The sequence below is a fragment of the Arthrobacter sp. NPDC055585 genome (assembly GCF_053619115.1).
Genome location: NZ_JBSHIT010000001.1, coordinates 9,010 through 24,335, shown reverse-complemented (window position 1 = coordinate 24,335; position 15,326 = coordinate 9,010). Strand labels below are relative to the sequence as shown.

Below are 15,326 nucleotides of genomic sequence, written 5' to 3'. Positions count from 1 at the left end.
CTCAGCTGCCGGAGACGATCCGCACGGCCTGGCTGTTCACCTCAATGGTGTCCCCGGCGTGCAGCTGCCGGCCGCGGCGCTCTTCGATTTCACCGTTGACCTTCACCAGTCCGTTTTCGATCAGTTCCTTCGCCTCAATGCCGTCCTCGGCAAGGCTGGCAAGTTTCAGCGCCTGGCCAAGGCGGATCATGTCGTCACGGATGGGCAGGTCCTGGGGATCGGTTGAGCTCATGCCCCTATTCTGCCGGAGAAAGCGCACGACGCCGGCACGGGCCGGTTGCCGCAAGTTACGGATCCCCGGCGCAGCCGGGGAGGAGCCTGCAGCCGGAGTAGGGTGAAACGGTGCCACAGCCTGCCCGCATCCCCGCCGCCGTCGGACTTCCCCTTGCCTTAGCCGCAGGGATGGCGATCCCTGCCCAGTCCCGCGTCAACGGGGAGCTGGGCGCCGCGCTGGATGATTCCCTCGCGGCCGCCCTGGTGAGCTTCGGCGTCGGGCTGGTGGTGATGATCCTGGTCACCGCAGTGCTGCCGCGCGGACGCGTCGGCTTCGGGCAGATCCTGCCGGCCCTGCGTGAGCGGCGCTTTCCGCGGATCTACATTCTGGCCGGTGTGATCGGCGCCTGGTTCGTGCTCACCCAGACACTCACGATCGCCGTGCTGGGCGTTGCCGTCTTCACGGTCGCCACCGTCGCCGGGCAGACGCTGACCGGACTGGTGGTGGACCGGATGGGCATTGGTCCGGGCGGCAAGAAAACCCTGACCATCATGCGGGTGGTCGGCGCCGTGCTGACCATCGCCGCCGTCGCCTGGGCGGTGAGCCCCAAGCTCTCCGGCTCCGGCGGAAGCGGGGACTGGCTGCTGGCCGTCCTGCTGCCGCTGAGCGCAGGCATGGCCATGAGTTTCCAGCAGGCCATGAACGGCACCACGGGCATGCACTACGGAACCCCGATCACCGCAACACTGCTGAACTTCGTCTCCGGCTTTGCCGCTCTTGCAATCCTCTGGCTGATCAAGATCGCAGTCTCCGGAACCGGCAACCCGCTGCCGGACACCTGGTGGTTCTACCTCGGCGGACCGCTGGGCTGCATCTTCATCGGCGTCAGCGCCATGCTGGTCAAGACCCTCGGTGTGCTGCTCACCAGCCTCGGCCTGATCGGCGGACAGCTGATCGGCTCCCTCCTGCTGGACATTTTCGTACCCGCCCCGGGCTCCGTCGTGGTGGCCGCCACCGTGCTGGGCACCGCCTTGACCCTGGCCGCGATCGTCGTGGCCACCCTGCCCTGGAACATGCCCGGATTCCGTCCCTGGCCCCGGCGGGAGCGCCGGTAACAGCCTTTCGCCGCCGTGACCTTAAGCTGGTATCTATAAGTTTTGCCCTCCGCCCGGAATCCGCGCACTTCAGCGCCGGAAAACCGGGCGGCACGGGATCGAAAGCGGACCGCACCCAGCGGCCTGCGCGAGCAGAAAGAACGGCGGTACCATTTCATGGCTTCGACCAAATCCAAACTGGATCCGATCATCTCCCTGGCCAAGCGCCGGGGCTTCGTCTTCCAGTCGGGTGAGATCTACGGTGGTTCGCGTTCCGCCTGGGATTACGGGCCCCTCGGCGTCGAGCTGAAGGAAAACATCAAGAAGCAGTGGTGGCAGTCCATGGTCCGCGGCCGCGACGACGTCGTAGGCCTGGATTCCGCGGTCATCCTCCCGCGCGCCGTCTGGGAAGCCTCAGGCCACGTTGAAGTCTTCTCCGACCCGCTGGTCGAGTGCCTGAGCTGCCACAAGCGCTACCGCGCCGACCACCTCGAAGAGGAATACGAAGAGAAGAAGGGCCGCGCCCCGGAAAACGGCCTCGCGGACATTACCTGCGCCAACTGCGGCACCAAGGGCCAGTGGACCGAGCCGCAGGAATTCTCCGGCCTGCTCAAGACCTTCCTGGGTCCGGTGGCCAGCGAAGAAGGCATGCACTACCTGCGCCCGGAAACGGCCCAGGGCATCTTCGTGAACTTCAACAACGTGCTCACCACCTCCCGCAAGAAGCCGCCGTTTGGCATCGGCCAGATCGGCAAGAGCTTCCGCAACGAGATCACCCCGGGCAACTTCATCTTCCGTACCCGTGAGTTCGAGCAGATGGAGATGGAATTCTTCGTTGAGCCCGGCACGGACGAGGAATGGCACAAGTACTGGATCGAAACCCGGAAGAACTGGTACACGGACCTGGGCATCGACCCGGAGAACCTGCGCCTGTTCGAGCACCCGCAGGAGAAGCTGAGCCACTACTCCAAGGGCACCACGGACATCGAATACCGATTCGGGTTCCAGGGTTCGGAGTGGGGCGAGCTGGAAGGCATCGCCAACCGCACCGACTTTGACCTGGGCACGCACTCCAAGCACTCCGGCACCGACCTGAGCTACTTCAACCAGGCCACCAACGAGCGCTTCACCCCGTACGTGATCGAGCCCGCGGCCGGCCTGACCCGTTCCTTCATGGCGTTCCTGGTGGATGCCTACACCGAGGACGAGGCACCGAACGCGAAGGGCGGCGTGGACAAGCGCACCGTGCTGCGCCTGGATCCGCGCCTGGCCCCGGTCAAGGCAGCCGTGCTGCCGCTGAGCCGCAACGAGGACCTGTCCCCGAAGGCCAAGGAGCTGGCAGCACAACTGCGCCGGAACTGGAACATCGACTTCGACGACGCCGGTGCCATTGGCCGCCGCTACCGCCGCCAGGATGAGATCGGCACCCCGTTCTGCATCACGGTGGACTTCGACACGCTCGAAGACCAGGCCGTCACCGTCCGCGAACGGGACACCATGGCCCAGGAGCGTGTCAGCCTGGACAAGGTCCAGGGCTACCTGGCCGAACGGCTGATCGGCGCGTAATGGCGATCTCTTTCCGTGAATGGCGCGAGGACGATGACCTCACGCTGATCCAGCTCTGGGGCGACCCGGAGACCGGAGAGGCTGCGCACTTCCGTTCCGTGCTGCGGCCGTCGGCGAACGAGCCGTGGAGCCGCTGCATTGTGGCGGAGGACGACGGCGTGCCCGTGGCTGCCGGGGTGGTCTACGAGACCAGCCTGCACCCGGACCGGCTGTGGGCTTATGTCGAGGTCGCCCGGGAGAACCGGCGAGCCGGCCTGGGCTCCACGCTGCTGGGAATGCTGCGCAAGGAAGCCGAGCACGCGCCTTCGGGCGTCACGAAGCTCCGCGCCAAGGTATCTCCGGACACTCCGGGTGCGGCGTTCGCTGCTGCCGCCGGGATGGAGCCCATCCAGCGCGCCCGCTCAGTGATCGTGGAACCGGGCAAGCTCAAGCTGCCCGTGTTCGAAGACCACGGACCGCAGCTGGAGGAAGCGGCAACCGGTTCGGTGGAACTGACCCGCGCCGTCGCCGACTTCTACAACGCCGTCCACGACTGGGACCGCGCGGACATGGGAATCGGCCGTGCCCAGCAGATGCTGCTGCACGAGGCAACGGGTGCCTCCGGTGCTGTGGTGCTGCGGGACAAGCCGAAGCATGAAGGCGGGAAGATTGCGGCGTTCGCCGTGAGCTACACCTCCGAGCGCACCGACGCCCCGGCGGACGTGCTGCTGGGCTGGGACACCACGCTGGAGGAGACCGAAGCGGAAGCTGCGGTTGAATCACTGCTGGCCATGCTGGCCTACCAGTACCCGGTACAGCTGGAAGTCGATGACTCGATGACCGCCCTGGTGCGGGTCCTGGACCGGCTGCTGGCAGCCGGCGCCGCCCGGCAGGACGGTGCGGACACGCTGATCCTGTCCAGCTAACGCTGCGGCAGGACCGAAACAACGACGGCGCCGGATCCCTGAGGGGGTCCGGCGCCGTCGTTGTTTGGTGTCGGTTTTTAGGCAGTGAGCCGGCCGGAGAGGGTAAAGAGCACCGACTCGGAGACTTCCTGCAGGGAGCGTTCGGGGGAGAAGACCAGCCACTCGATGCCGCCCACCAGGACGGCTCCGAAAATGGTGCCGGCCATCAGCTCTGCGTCGGTGCGCTCCGGACGGGTTTCCCGGATGACCGCCGTGAACTCCGCGAGGGCTTCCCGCCGGACCATCTGCAGATGGGTCTGCCAGGACCGGTCGGTGCGGAAGATCTCTGCCGCAATGAGCTTGGCCAGCGGCTGGTTTCCGGAGATTACTTCGAGCATCGCGGTGACCATGGCCCCCAGCGCGCCGGCTCCGGACTTGCCTTCCCTGGCCTGCCGCAGGGTTTCGGCCAGGGCGCCGATCCCGTCCAGGAGCAGCTGCTCGAACAGCTTGTCCTTGGAGGAGAAGTTGTAGTAGACGCTGCCCTTGGCCACGCCGGCGCGCACCGCGACGTCCTCCATGGTGGTGCCGGTGATCCCGTTCAGCGACGCCAGCTCCAAAGCGGCGTCCAGGATCGACCGCTTGGTGCCTGATACCCGTGGCATGCAATGAGTCCTTTGTTTCTCCGGTGGTTCCCTTTGATCTTAGAGGTGCAGCTCCGGGTGCAGCCGCTTGATCGTCCACATCCGTTGGCGGCCTGCACTCAGCGAGCTCACCGCCACGCAGAGGGCCGTCAGGGTGCCCAGCACGGCGACGGCGGTCCACATCCGGGCGTCCACGCCGCCGGTGATCAGGGCCCGCAGGCCGTTCACCACGTAGGTCGCCGGCATAAACGGATGCAGCGCCTGGAAGAACCCCGGGGTGGTTTCCACCGGATAGGTTCCGCCGGAGGAGCTCAGCTGCAGCATCAGCAGCACCAGGGAGACCACCCGGCCGGCAGCGGTTCCCAGCACGATGATCAGCATCTGCTGCAGGGCCAGGAACGCCACCGTGGTCAGGTACAGGAAGGCGCCGGTGCCCAGCAGGTACGCGGGATGGATGTCCAGTCCCCAGACCAGCACTGCCATCATGATCAGCACCTGGCCCAGTCCGATGGCCAGGGCGGGGATGAGGCCGGTGGATGCGGCCCGGAAACCGGAGATTCCTGCTGCCAGTGCCCGGGTGGGCAGGGCCCGGAGCAGCAGCCAGGTGATCAGCGCGCCCACAAAGGTAGCCAGCGCCAGGAAGAACGGAGCGAAACCTTCACCGAAGCTGTCCGCCTGGGTGGCGAAACCGGCGTCGAGCTCCACCGGGTCCGCGGCCACAGCAGCCTTGGACTCAATCAGCGAGTCATCGTCCTGAGGAAGGGCGTCCCCGCCGTCCGCAAGTGCATCTGCAAGGGTATGGCTGCCGGCGGAAAGTTCCCCGGCTCCTTCAGACAGCGCGGTACCGCCGTCGAGCAGCTCACCGGCGCCGGCCGCCAGGTCAGTGGTGCCTCCGCTGAGTGTGGCAGCGCCGGCGTTCAGTTCAGCGGCACCCTGGGCAGCGGACCGGGCACCCGCGTCGACCTGCGCAGCGCCCGCCGCAAGGTCCGAGGCGCCCGAGGAGAGGGCAGATGCCCCGTCCGCCGCGGACTGTGCCCCGGCAGACACCTGGGCCGCGCCCGCGGAGAGGTCTGAGCTTCCGGCGGCGAGCCGGCCCGCGCCGTCGGCGGCCTGGCCGATGCCGGTCTGGAGTGCGTCCGTTCCGGAGGCCACCTGGCGTGCACCTTCGGCCAGCGGCTGCAGCTGTGCCAGGAGCGGACTGTTCGGATCCTGGGCCGTGATCCCGGCCACCACCTTGTCCAGCCCGGAGGAGACCTGGGCTGCACCGGCATCCAGCTGTCCGGCCTGCGGTACGGCACCGCTGAGCTTGCTGGAAAGCGCGGACAGGTTCTCTTCCAGCGACTGGGCGCCGGCCGCCACGCCTGAGGCGCCGGTGGAAAGCTGGGCGGTTCCGTCGGAAAGGGATTGCGCACCCGCTGCGAGGTCGCCGCTGCCCGCGGACAGGGCTGAGGTTCCGGAAGAGAGGTCGTTCAGGCCGGAGGCCAGCGAGCCGGCTCCGGCGGAGAGGCGGAAAGCACCGTCCTGCAGGGTGAGCGTTCCGTCCGCCAGGCTGCCCAGTCCAGCGGTCAGCTGGCCGGCACCGGATACGGCGGAATCAATGCCCTCGGTGAGCTCACCGGCACCGGCAGCTGCGTCCCGCAGGCCTGTTCCGGCGTCGTTCAGGCCCACCAGGAGCGTGGAGGCAACCTGGTTGCCCAGCTGGGAGGAGACCGCAGCCTGGACCTGTGCCATCGCCTGCTTGCCCAGCACACCGGCCAGGAAGTTGTTGGAGTCGTTGTAGTCCACCTTGAGTTTCGCGGACACAGGATGTTCGGTGCCCACGGACACCGCGCTGGCGGAGAAATCTTCCGGAATGGTCAGGGACAGGTAATACGTCCCGTCGGAGACGCCGTCTGCCGCATCTGCGGCATCCGTGGCGTGCCAGTCCAGGTCTGCGCCGTCCAGGAGCTTCTGCTCAAGTTCGTCGCCGGCGTTGAGAGCTTCACCGTCCCGGTCTGCCCCCTTGTCCTCATTGACCAGTGCCACGGACAGTCCGTCCAGGTGCTTGTCCGGGGAGTCAAAGGCCCACAGGTACAGGGCGCCGTAGATCAGCGGAATGAACAGCATCACCACAACGGCGATTTTGGGCAGGGTTCCCCGCCTAAACCGGCTCAGTTCGGTGCCTGGGGAAAACAGGGCAAACATCAGTGCGCCTCCTCGGCGATCAGCACGGCGGAGGGCTGGGTCTCCGAACCGCTCCACGATTGGATTGGCAGCGACGCTGCCCCGACGACGACGGCGGTGCCGGATGCTGCGATGGCCGCCAGGCGCTCCTCCACAAGGACACGTGCACGGCTGGCGTGGACCTGCTCAATGTCATCCACAAACAGGATGTCCGGGCGGGAGAGCATGGCCAGCGAGATCCGCAGCAGGAACTGCTCCTCCTCACTGAGGTCCCAGATCACTGCGTTGGCTGCGGGCGCCCCGAGGCTCCCGAACACCGGGCTGCAGGCCCTTGCCAGCTGACGGTCCGAGACCCTGGGAACAAAACGCCACCAGGGGGACAGCCAGGCCAGCCGCTCACGCAGGGCGGCGCCGGCCGTGACTCCGGGCTCCAGGTCATCGATACCGGTGAACCCTGCAATGGCCGTGCGTTTCTGTACCTGGCGGGCGTCCCGGGGGAGGGCAGAGCCCAGAACCTCAAGGCGGCCGCTGCCTGCCTTCATGCGTCCGGCCAGGGTGAGCAGCAGGCTGGTGCGTCCGCTGCCGGCCGGGCCGCAGATCAGGCTGAGCGGATCAGCGACGGTGAAACTGAGCGGGCCGTAGACGCGGCCCCTGGCGGCGGTGAGGCTGAGCTCTTCCGCAGAGATAACCGGTTGCACGAAGTGCCTTTCGGGAAATCGACTTTTTGTACTGACCAGTCAGTCTAGCGCGCTGCCGGGCAGGATTCGGTAATCCGCCCGCGGCATGGGGAGAATGGGAATGCGCACCCGCACCGGGCATCCGGTCAGCCCAACCCAGTGAGGACCTGCATGGGACACAGCCACCTGCACGACGCCGGCACCCCCACCCGCGCGGCGCTCGCCGCCCGCCGGAAGGCCAACCGGCTGTTGACGGCGATCCTTGTTCCGCTCGGCCTGCTGGCTGTGGCAGGCATGATCGCGCTCTGGCCCAGCGGACAGCCGGGGGAGATCACCATCGCGGACCCCTACGCCACCGCCCAGGGCGTCAGCATCGACACCGGTTCCGTCCAGCGGGTGGGAATCGAGGACTGCCCGTCCTCCGCGACGCTTACCGAGGCCGGAGTGCAGGCTCCGCAGTGCCAGGTGGCCCACGTGCTGCCGTCTTCCGGAGGTTCCGCCGTAGCAGTGGAAGTTCCGCCCGAAGTCGCCAAGACCAACGCAATCGAGGCGGGGGACAGCATCCGCTACCTCAACCTCGAGGCCGTGATGGTGGACAGCGGCGCACCGCCGTACATCTTTATGGACTTTGTCCGCAGCGTTCCCATTGCGGCTCTCGCGGTGCTGTACGCCGGCGTCGTCATCGCCGTCGCCCGCTGGCGCGGACTGCGGGCACTGATCGGGCTGGGCGGCGCGTATGCGGTGCTGGCCGGGTTCATCCTGCCCGGCCTGGTGGAAGGCAAACCGCCGCTGCTGCTGGGGCTGGTTGGATCCAGCGTGATCATGATCGGGGTCCTGTACTTCGCCCACGGCTTCTCGGCGCGGACCTCGACGGCGCTGCTGGGCACTCTGTTTGGGCTGGGCATCACGGCAGGGCTGGCTGCCTGGGCCACGGATGCCGCACACCTGATCGGCGTCGACAACGAGAACGCCTACACGCTCATCAACGCCTCCGATGAACTGTCAATCTCCGGCATCATTCTGTGCGGACTGATCATCTCCGGCCTGGGTGTCCTCAATGACGTGACCATCACCCAGTCCTCCGCCGTCTGGGAAATGTACGAACTGGCTCCGGGAGCCTCCGCCCGGCGCCTCTTTGCCGGAGCGATGCGCGTGGGCCGGGACCACATTGCCTCAACGGTCTACACCATCGCCTTCGCCTACGCCGGTGCCGCGCTGCCGGTGCTGATCCTGGTCTCCCTGTATGACCGGACCCTGATGGAAACCCTGACCAGCGGGGAACTGGCCGAAGAGGTTGTGCGCACCCTGGTCGGCTCGATAGGACTGGTGCTGGCCATCCCGGTGACCACCGCCGTCGCCGTCCTGGTGGTCAAGGCCGTGGGACTGTCCGGTGCCCGGGAGGGCTCGGACAGCGCCGGCACCGAAGGCCCGGCGGAACTGCACCCTGCCGGTGACGTGGCCTGGGTTCCCGGGGGAGCCGCCGCCGCGGCCTCGGCCGAGCCCGGTACACGGCGCAGCGCCCGGGCCCGGCGCTCGGCGTCTGGTGCGCCGACGGAGGACCGGATCCGGGACTAGTCGGCCCGCGCCAGCGCCTCGAAAAGGCCTGCTGCAGGAACACCCTCCGCCGAATGCGCGCAGGATTTGCACCCGCTTGCGAGAATAGGAAGGTGAGCGTTGCAACCACTAAGACCAGGCTTGAACTGCCCCCGCTGCAGCTCGGCAAGCTGACCATTGATACGCCGGTGATCCTGGCTCCCATGGCAGGCATTACCAACAAGGCGTTCCGCCGGCTCTGCCGCGAATACGGCGGCGGACTCTACGTGACCGAAATGGTGACGTCCCGGGCCCTTGTTGAACGCTCGCCGGAGTCGCTGCGCATCATCCAGCACGACGACGACGAGTCGATCCGCTCTGTCCAGCTCTACGGCGTGGACCCGGTGACCGTCGGTGCAGCCATCCGGATGCTGGTGGAGGAAGACCGGGCCGACCACATTGACCTGAACTTCGGCTGCCCCGTCCCCAAGGTCACCCGCAAGGGCGGCGGCTCAGCCCTGCCCTGGAAGCTGGACCTGTTCACCGCAATCGTCCAGACGGCAGTCCGGGAAGCCTCCAAGGGAGAGATCCCGCTGACCATCAAGATGCGCAAGGGCATCGACGAGGACCATCTGACTTTCCGAGAGGCCGGCAAGATCGCCCGCGACGCCGGCGTGGCCGCCGTGACGCTGCATGGCCGGACCGCCTCACAGTTCTACTCCGGCAAGGCCGACTGGAACGCGATTGCCGAACTGCGCGAATCCCTGCCCGATGTGCCGGTGCTGGGCAACGGAGACATCTGGTCAGCCGAGGATGCCATCGCCATGGTCGAGCAGACCGGTGTTGACGGCGTCGTTATTGGCCGCGGCTGCCAGGGCCGCCCGTGGCTCTTCGCGGACCTGCAGGCGGCCTTCGAAGGCCGCGACGAACGGCACCGCCCCGGGCTGAAGGAAGTCGCAGACAGCGTCTACCGTCACGCGGAACTGCTGGTTGAAACCTTCGGGGATGAAGTCATTGCACTACGGGACATCCGCAAGCACATGGCCTGGTACTTCAAGGGCTACGTCGTAGGGGGAGAGCTGCGGGCTAAGCTGGCGACTGTGCCCTCCCTCGAGGTGCTCCGCGGGCTCCTGGCGGAGCTCGACCCGACCGCACCGTACCCCGGCGCGGACGCCGAAGGCCCCCGCGGACGGGCCGGCACACCCAAGAAGACAGCCCTGCCCGAAGGCTGGCTGGACGGACGGGAACTGAACCCCGCCCAGAAGGCCATCATTGCGGCAGCCGAACTCGACGTATCAGGTGGCTAAGAACATATGACCCTTCCGCAGGTTTTCCGTACCGCCGGTTACACCGACGTCGATCAGGCGCGCTGGGTAACCGAACCGGCCAAGAGCACACACCGGACCCAGTTCGGCCGCGACCGCGCCCGGGTACTGCATTCCTCGGCCCTGCGGCGGCTCGGCGCCAAGACACAGGTAGTGGCACCGGACACTGACGACTTTGTCCGCACCCGGCTCACGCACAGCCTGGAAGTGGCGCAGGTGGGACGCGAACTCGGCAATTCGCTGGGCTGCGACCCCGACGTCGTTGACGCCGCCTGCCTTTCCCACGACCTGGGGCATCCGCCGTTCGGGCACAACGGTGAGACGGCACTGAATGACATTGCGCATGCGATCGGCGGGTTCGAGGGCAACGCACAGACCCTGCGCCTGCTCACCCGGCTGGAACCGAAGATCATCGCCCCGGACGGTTCGCCGGCCGGCCTGAACCTGACCCGCGCCAGCCTGGACGCGTCCTGCAAGTACCCGTGGTCCGCCGTCGACGCCCCGCTGGTCAACGGCCACCGCACCACCAAGTTCGGCGTGTACGAGGATGACCTGCCGGTCTTCACCTGGCTGCGCGACGGTGCCCCGGCGGGCCGGTCCTGCGTGGAAGCGCAGGTCATGGACCTGGCCGACGACATTTCCTACTCCGTACACGACGTCGAAGACGCGATCGTGGCCGGGCACGTGCAGCTCAAGTGGCTGGACAACCCCGACCAGCGCGCCCGCGTCATCGGCTACACCCAGCAGTGGTACGTGCCCACCGCAGATCCCGCCGCCGTCGACGCCGCACTGGCCCGGCTGGAAGCCGAAGGCGTCTGGGTCCGGGAAGCTGACGGCAGCCGCCGTTCAATGGCCGCGCTGAAGGACATGACCAGCCAGCTGATCGGCCGCTTCTGTTCCAGCGCCATGGACGCCACCCGGGAGATCTACGGACCGGACCCGCTGACCCGGTACAACGCGGAAATGGTTGTTCCCGAGGAAACGCAGCTGGAAATTGCCGTGATGAAGGGCCTGGCCACCACCTTCGTGATGACCACGGACCAGCGACAGCCGCTGTACGAACGCCAGCGCGAGGTCCTCACCAACCTGGTTGCCCAGCTCTCCGCCACCGGTGACCGGCACCTTGAACCAATGTTTGCTGCTGACTGGCGGGAAGCTGCCGACGACGGCGCCCGGCTCCGTGTGGTCATCGACCAGGTGGCCTCGCTCACGGACGGGTCCGCTCTGGCCCTGCACGAACGCCTGGTGGGCCCGGTTCCTGCACTTTGGTAGGAACCCGGGTTTGGTGCCGGGGAATAAGGTAGAAGCATGGCCGGCCTGATTAAACGCGAAGACATTGATGAAGTACGTTCCCGCACCGACATCAAGGCGGTAGTGGACGGGTATGTCACGCTCAAGTCCGCCGGCATCGGATCTTTCAAGGGACTGTGCCCCTTCCATGACGAACGCTCCCCGTCCTTCCACGTCCGGCCCCAGGTAGGCACCTACCACTGCTTCGGCTGCGGGGAGAGCGGCGACGTGATCTCCTTCGTGCAGAAGATGGACCACGGCACGTTCTCCGAGACGGTGGAAAAACTCGCCTCCCGGCTGGGCTACGAACTGCACTATGAAGACGGCGGCACCGGGCCGCGCCGCGAGGACGTGGGCAAGCGCCAGCGCCTGCTGGATGCGCACAAGGTTGCCGCGGAGTTCTTCCGTGAGCAGCTGCTCACACCCGGCGCTGCCGCAGCCCGCAGCTTCCTGGCCGAACGAGGATTCGACCCGGCGGCAGCGGAGCATTTCGGCGTGGGCTATGCACCGCAGGGCTGGGATTCGCTGCTCAAGCACCTCACCGGCCGCGGCTTCAGCCGCGAGGAACTGGCCCAGACCGGCATGTTCTCCACCGGACAGGACGCTTCCCGCTTCTACGACAGGTTCCGCGGACGGCTGATCTGGCCCATCCGCGACCTCACCGGAGCCACCATCGGCTTCGGTGCCCGCAAGCTTTACGAGGACGACCAGGGTCCCAAGTACCTGAACACCCCCGAAACACCGCTCTACAAGAAATCGCAGGTCCTCTACGGCATTGACCTGGCCAAGCGTTCCATCGCCAAGGACCGGCAGCTGGTAGTCGTGGAAGGCTACACGGACGTTATGGCCTGCCACCTGGCCGGGATCACCACCGCCGTCGCCACCTGCGGCACGGCCTTCGGAACCGACCACATCAAGATTGCCCGCCGGCTGCTCTCCGATGACGGCACCGGGGGAGAAGTGATCTTTACGTTCGACGGCGATGCCGCCGGACAGAAGGCGGCACTGCGTGCGTTCGAGGAAGACCAGCGCTTCAACGCCCAGACCTTCGTGGCCGTCGACCCCAACGGCATGGACCCCTGCGACATCCGCCAGCAGAAGGGCGACGCTGCCGTGGCGGAACTGATCCGTTCCCGCCGTCCGTTGTTTGAATTCGCGATCCGCTCCACCCTGGCCAAGTTCGACCTGAACACCGTGGAGGGACGCATTTCCGCGCTTCGGGCGGCCGCTCCCGTGGTGGCCGAGATCCGTGATTCCGCCATGCGGCCTGCCTATGCGCGTGAGCTCGCCGGCTGGCTGGGCAGCGAAGTTGACGACGTCCTGCGCGCAGTCAATGCCGCGGCCAAGCGCCAGCGCGAGGCACGGGATCCGAACAGCCCGCAAAACCAGCATGGCCAGTCAGGGCAGCACAACCAGTCCGGGCCTCATCTCCAGCCCGGGCGCGACGGCGGCGCCCGTTCCCAGCACCCGGGGCAGGATCCCGCGGAGGCGCCTCAGACGCAGGCCTTCGCCCGCCCGGATCCCAACGACCCCGCGGCGAGGATGGAACGCCAGGCACTGGAGGTCGTGCTCCAGCAGCCCGGCCTCCTCGACGCCGGCCAGTGGGAGCGCTTCAAGGCCGCCCGGTTCACCGTGCCGGCGTACGTTGCCGTGCACAATGCAGTCCGCGCCGCCGGTGAGGTGCCGTCTTCTGCTGCCGCCTGGGTTGAGCAGGTTCGCCAGGAACTGCCGGACGCGCTGCGCGGTTTTGTCAGCGAACTCGCGGTGACACCCATTCCCGCCCGGGACGCGGATGCGCTGGCGATGTACTGCCGGGATATCCTCAACCGGCTCTTTGAGCTGCAGGTGACGCACCTGAAGGCTGAGAAGCTGGGGCAGCTGCAGCGGCTGGATCCCAGTGCTGATCCGGCCCTGTTCCAGCAGCTCAACCGGGAGCTGATGGAGCTCGAAATGCAGCGCCGCGCCCTGCGTGAGATGCAGTGAGACGCGGATTTCGTTTCTCGGCGCTTCGTCTGTAAAGTAATAGTCGCGCTTTCCCCCGTAGCTCAATTGGCAGAGCATTCGACTGTTAATCGAAGGGTTACTGGTTCGAGTCCAGTCGGGGGAGCAAATGGGCTCCTGACCTGAATAAAAACAGGTCAGGAGCCTTCTTCCTGCTTCGGTTTCCGAACGCGGGAAGCGCCGCAGGCTGTCGGTGACAGCGGCCTGTACGGTGTAGACTGATTGTCGCCGCTTTCCCCCGTAGCTCAATTGGCAGAGCATTCGACTGTTAATCGAAGGGTTACTGGTTCGAGTCCAGTCGGGGGAGCAACTGACCGAAGGCCCGTAACAGTGTTGCGGGCCTTCGGTGTATCCGCGGCCGGTCCGCACGAATCCCGCCTGCGCGCACGGGCGCGCCGTACGCGGTGCCGGTTTGCGGAATCCTCAGTTTGAGTGGCTACACTGGGGTTCTGCCGCTGCAAAGAGCACTGGATCCACCACATATCCGGTGCCGCAGGCGCCAGGGGCGTACCTATCCTGATGCCCATGCCGGAACCCTACTGTTCCGTTGCGTTTTTCGCGCACGCGATGCCGCTGATCCAGCCGGCTGTCGCAGACGCGGTCCTTAATCTTTTCCTTCATCAGGAGCACAGCCATGACCTCTACCGCCGTATCCGCAGCCATTACCGAAGCAGAGATCTTCGCAGCCCACGAGGGCGGCAAGCTCTCCGTCGAAACGAAGCAGCCGCTTGATTCAACCCGCGCCCTGTCCATTGCGTACACGCCGGGAGTGGCCCAGGTCAGCCGCGGGATCGCCGCCGATCCGCAGCTGGCGGGCACCCACACCTGGGCCTCCCGGCTCGTCGCCGTGGTCAGCGACGGCACTGCAGTCCTTGGCCTGGGCAATATCGGAGCCGCCGCCTCACTCCCGGTGATGGAAGGAAAGTCCGCGCTCTTCAAGACCTTCGCCGGCCTGAACTCAATTCCTCTGGTCCTGGACACCACGGACGTGGATGAAATCATCGAGACCCTCATCCGCCTGCGGCCCAGCTTCGGTGCCGTGAACCTTGAGGACATCTCCGCCCCGCGCTGCTTCGAACTTGAGCAGCGGCTGATTGAGGCCCTGGACTGCCCGGTGATGCACGATGACCAGCACGGCACGGCAATCGTGGTGCTGGCAGCACTGACCAACGCCGCTCGGGTCACCGGACGCGATATGCCAGCCCTGCGCGTGGTCATCTCAGGTGCCGGAGCCGCCGGCGTGGCCTGCGCCAACATCCTCCTGGAAGCCGGAGTGCACGACGTCGTTGTCCTTGACTCCCGCGGCATCCTGTCCTCCGGCCGTGGTCTGGACGGCGCCAAGGGAGGCCTTGCTGCCCGAACCAACCCGCGGAACCTCGAGGGCGGCCCGGCCGAAGCCATGGCCGGCGCGGACGTCTTTATTGGTGTTTCCTCCGGCACGGTGCCGGAGGAAATCCTGGCTACGATGGCCCCGGAAGCCATCATCTTTGCGCTCTCCAACCCGGATCCTGAAGTCCACCCCGGCGTCGCTGCCCGCTACGCCGCCGTCGTGGCCACCGGGCGGAGCGATTTCCCGAACCAGATCAACAATGTCCTGGCGTTCCCCGGCATTTTCCGCGGAGCCCTGGACAGCGGCGCACGCAGGATTACCTCCGCCATGAAGGTGGCGGCCGCGCAGGCCATTGCTGACCTGGTGGGAGAGGATCTGGCGGCCGACCGTATTGTGCCCAGCCCGCTCGATCCGCGCGTGGCACCGGCTGTGGCGGCCGCGGTAGCTGCAGCGTCGGGGCCCGTCCTTCCGGGGCACACCGCCTGATCCTTAGCTGCTGTGCCGGCGCGGGCGGGGGGCAGCGCACCCCGCCCCCCCCCCCCCCGCCCCCCCAGAAAAAAAAAACCCGGCGCCCCTGGCACCCCCCACCAAACAGGGGATTGTTTTTG

12 protein-coding genes and 2 tRNA genes are annotated in these 15,326 nt (G+C 66.8%); 10 read left to right on the top strand and 4 right to left on the bottom strand.

Annotated elements, in window-relative coordinates; all coding sequences use genetic code 11:
* Position 1 precedes the first annotated feature (1 nt).
* Positions 2-232 carry an RNA-binding S4 domain-containing protein gene (locus ACWGQ2_RS00115; RefSeq protein WP_152228558.1) on the bottom strand — a complete coding sequence of 77 codons (231 nt, stop codon included), beginning with the start codon at positions 230-232 and terminating at the stop codon, positions 2-4.
* A gap of 110 nt (positions 233-342) precedes the next feature.
* On the opposite strand from ACWGQ2_RS00115, the gene ACWGQ2_RS00110 reads away from it, so the two are divergent.
* The 3 genes from ACWGQ2_RS00110 to ACWGQ2_RS00100 all read left to right on the top strand — a co-directional run bounded on the left by ACWGQ2_RS00110 (position 343) and on the right by ACWGQ2_RS00100 (position 3,779).
* Positions 343-1,329, top strand: a complete 987-nt coding sequence (locus ACWGQ2_RS00110) for a DMT family transporter (RefSeq protein ID WP_452012996.1) — start codon at positions 343-345, stop codon at positions 1,327-1,329.
* Between the two features lie 156 nt (positions 1,330-1,485).
* Entirely contained in the window at positions 1,486-2,874 is a 1,389-nt protein-coding gene (locus ACWGQ2_RS00105; RefSeq protein ID WP_452012994.1) for a glycine--tRNA ligase, read from the top strand.
* A complete protein-coding gene (locus ACWGQ2_RS00100) occupies positions 2,874-3,779 on the top strand; it encodes a GNAT family N-acetyltransferase (protein WP_452012991.1) in 906 nt (301 codons plus the stop codon). Before ACWGQ2_RS00105 ends, ACWGQ2_RS00100 begins: the two co-directional genes overlap by 1 nt.
* Before the next feature lie 77 nt (positions 3,780-3,856).
* On the opposite strand, the gene ACWGQ2_RS00095 is transcribed toward ACWGQ2_RS00100, so the two are convergent.
* From ACWGQ2_RS00095 to ACWGQ2_RS00085, 3 genes are read right to left on the bottom strand one after another with little or no spacing between them, the layout of a single operon-like run.
* Positions 3,857-4,420 (bottom strand): TetR/AcrR family transcriptional regulator, encoded by a 564-nt coding sequence (locus ACWGQ2_RS00095; RefSeq protein WP_452012989.1) that lies wholly within the window; start codon positions 4,418-4,420, stop codon positions 3,857-3,859.
* A 39-nt stretch (positions 4,421-4,459) separates the two neighbouring features.
* Positions 4,460-6,583 carry a YhgE/Pip family protein gene (locus ACWGQ2_RS00090; protein WP_452012986.1) on the bottom strand — a complete coding sequence of 708 codons (2,124 nt, stop codon included), beginning with the start codon at positions 6,581-6,583 and terminating at the stop codon, positions 4,460-4,462.
* On the bottom strand, positions 6,583-7,260 hold the full coding sequence (locus ACWGQ2_RS00085) for an ATP-binding cassette domain-containing protein (protein WP_452012984.1): 678 nt from the start codon (positions 7,258-7,260) through the stop codon (positions 6,583-6,585). Before ACWGQ2_RS00085 ends, ACWGQ2_RS00090 begins: the two co-directional genes overlap by 1 nt.
* Positions 7,261-7,410: 150 nt before the next feature.
* On the opposite strand from ACWGQ2_RS00085, the gene ACWGQ2_RS00080 reads away from it, so the two are divergent.
* The 7 genes from ACWGQ2_RS00080 to ACWGQ2_RS00050 all read left to right on the top strand — a co-directional run bounded on the left by ACWGQ2_RS00080 (position 7,411) and on the right by ACWGQ2_RS00050 (position 15,204).
* The gene (locus ACWGQ2_RS00080; RefSeq protein WP_452012981.1) at positions 7,411-8,814 is read left to right on the top strand and encodes a YibE/F family protein; all 1,404 of its coding nucleotides are present in this window, start codon (positions 7,411-7,413) and stop codon (positions 8,812-8,814) included.
* A gap of 92 nt (positions 8,815-8,906) precedes the next feature.
* Complete coding sequence (gene dusB / locus ACWGQ2_RS00075) at positions 8,907-10,079, top strand: tRNA dihydrouridine synthase DusB (RefSeq protein ID WP_452012978.1); 1,173 nt, start codon at positions 8,907-8,909, stop codon at positions 10,077-10,079.
* A gap of 6 nt (positions 10,080-10,085) precedes the next feature.
* On the top strand, positions 10,086-11,369 hold the full coding sequence (locus tag ACWGQ2_RS00070) for a deoxyguanosinetriphosphate triphosphohydrolase (protein ID WP_452012976.1): 1,284 nt from the start codon (positions 10,086-10,088) through the stop codon (positions 11,367-11,369).
* Between the two features lie 36 nt (positions 11,370-11,405).
* Positions 11,406-13,370, top strand: coding sequence for a DNA primase (gene dnaG / locus ACWGQ2_RS00065; RefSeq protein ID WP_452012974.1), 1,965 nt, complete (start codon positions 11,406-11,408; stop codon positions 13,368-13,370).
* A gap of 51 nt (positions 13,371-13,421) precedes the next feature.
* Positions 13,422-13,494, top strand: a tRNA-Asn gene (locus tag ACWGQ2_RS00060).
* 128 nt (positions 13,495-13,622) lie between these two features.
* Positions 13,623-13,695, top strand: a tRNA-Asn gene (locus tag ACWGQ2_RS00055).
* A gap of 327 nt (positions 13,696-14,022) precedes the next feature.
* On the top strand, positions 14,023-15,204 hold the full coding sequence (locus tag ACWGQ2_RS00050; protein WP_452012971.1) for an NAD(P)-dependent malic enzyme: 1,182 nt from the start codon (positions 14,023-14,025) through the stop codon (positions 15,202-15,204).
* The last annotated feature ends 122 nt before the right edge of the window (positions 15,205-15,326 follow it).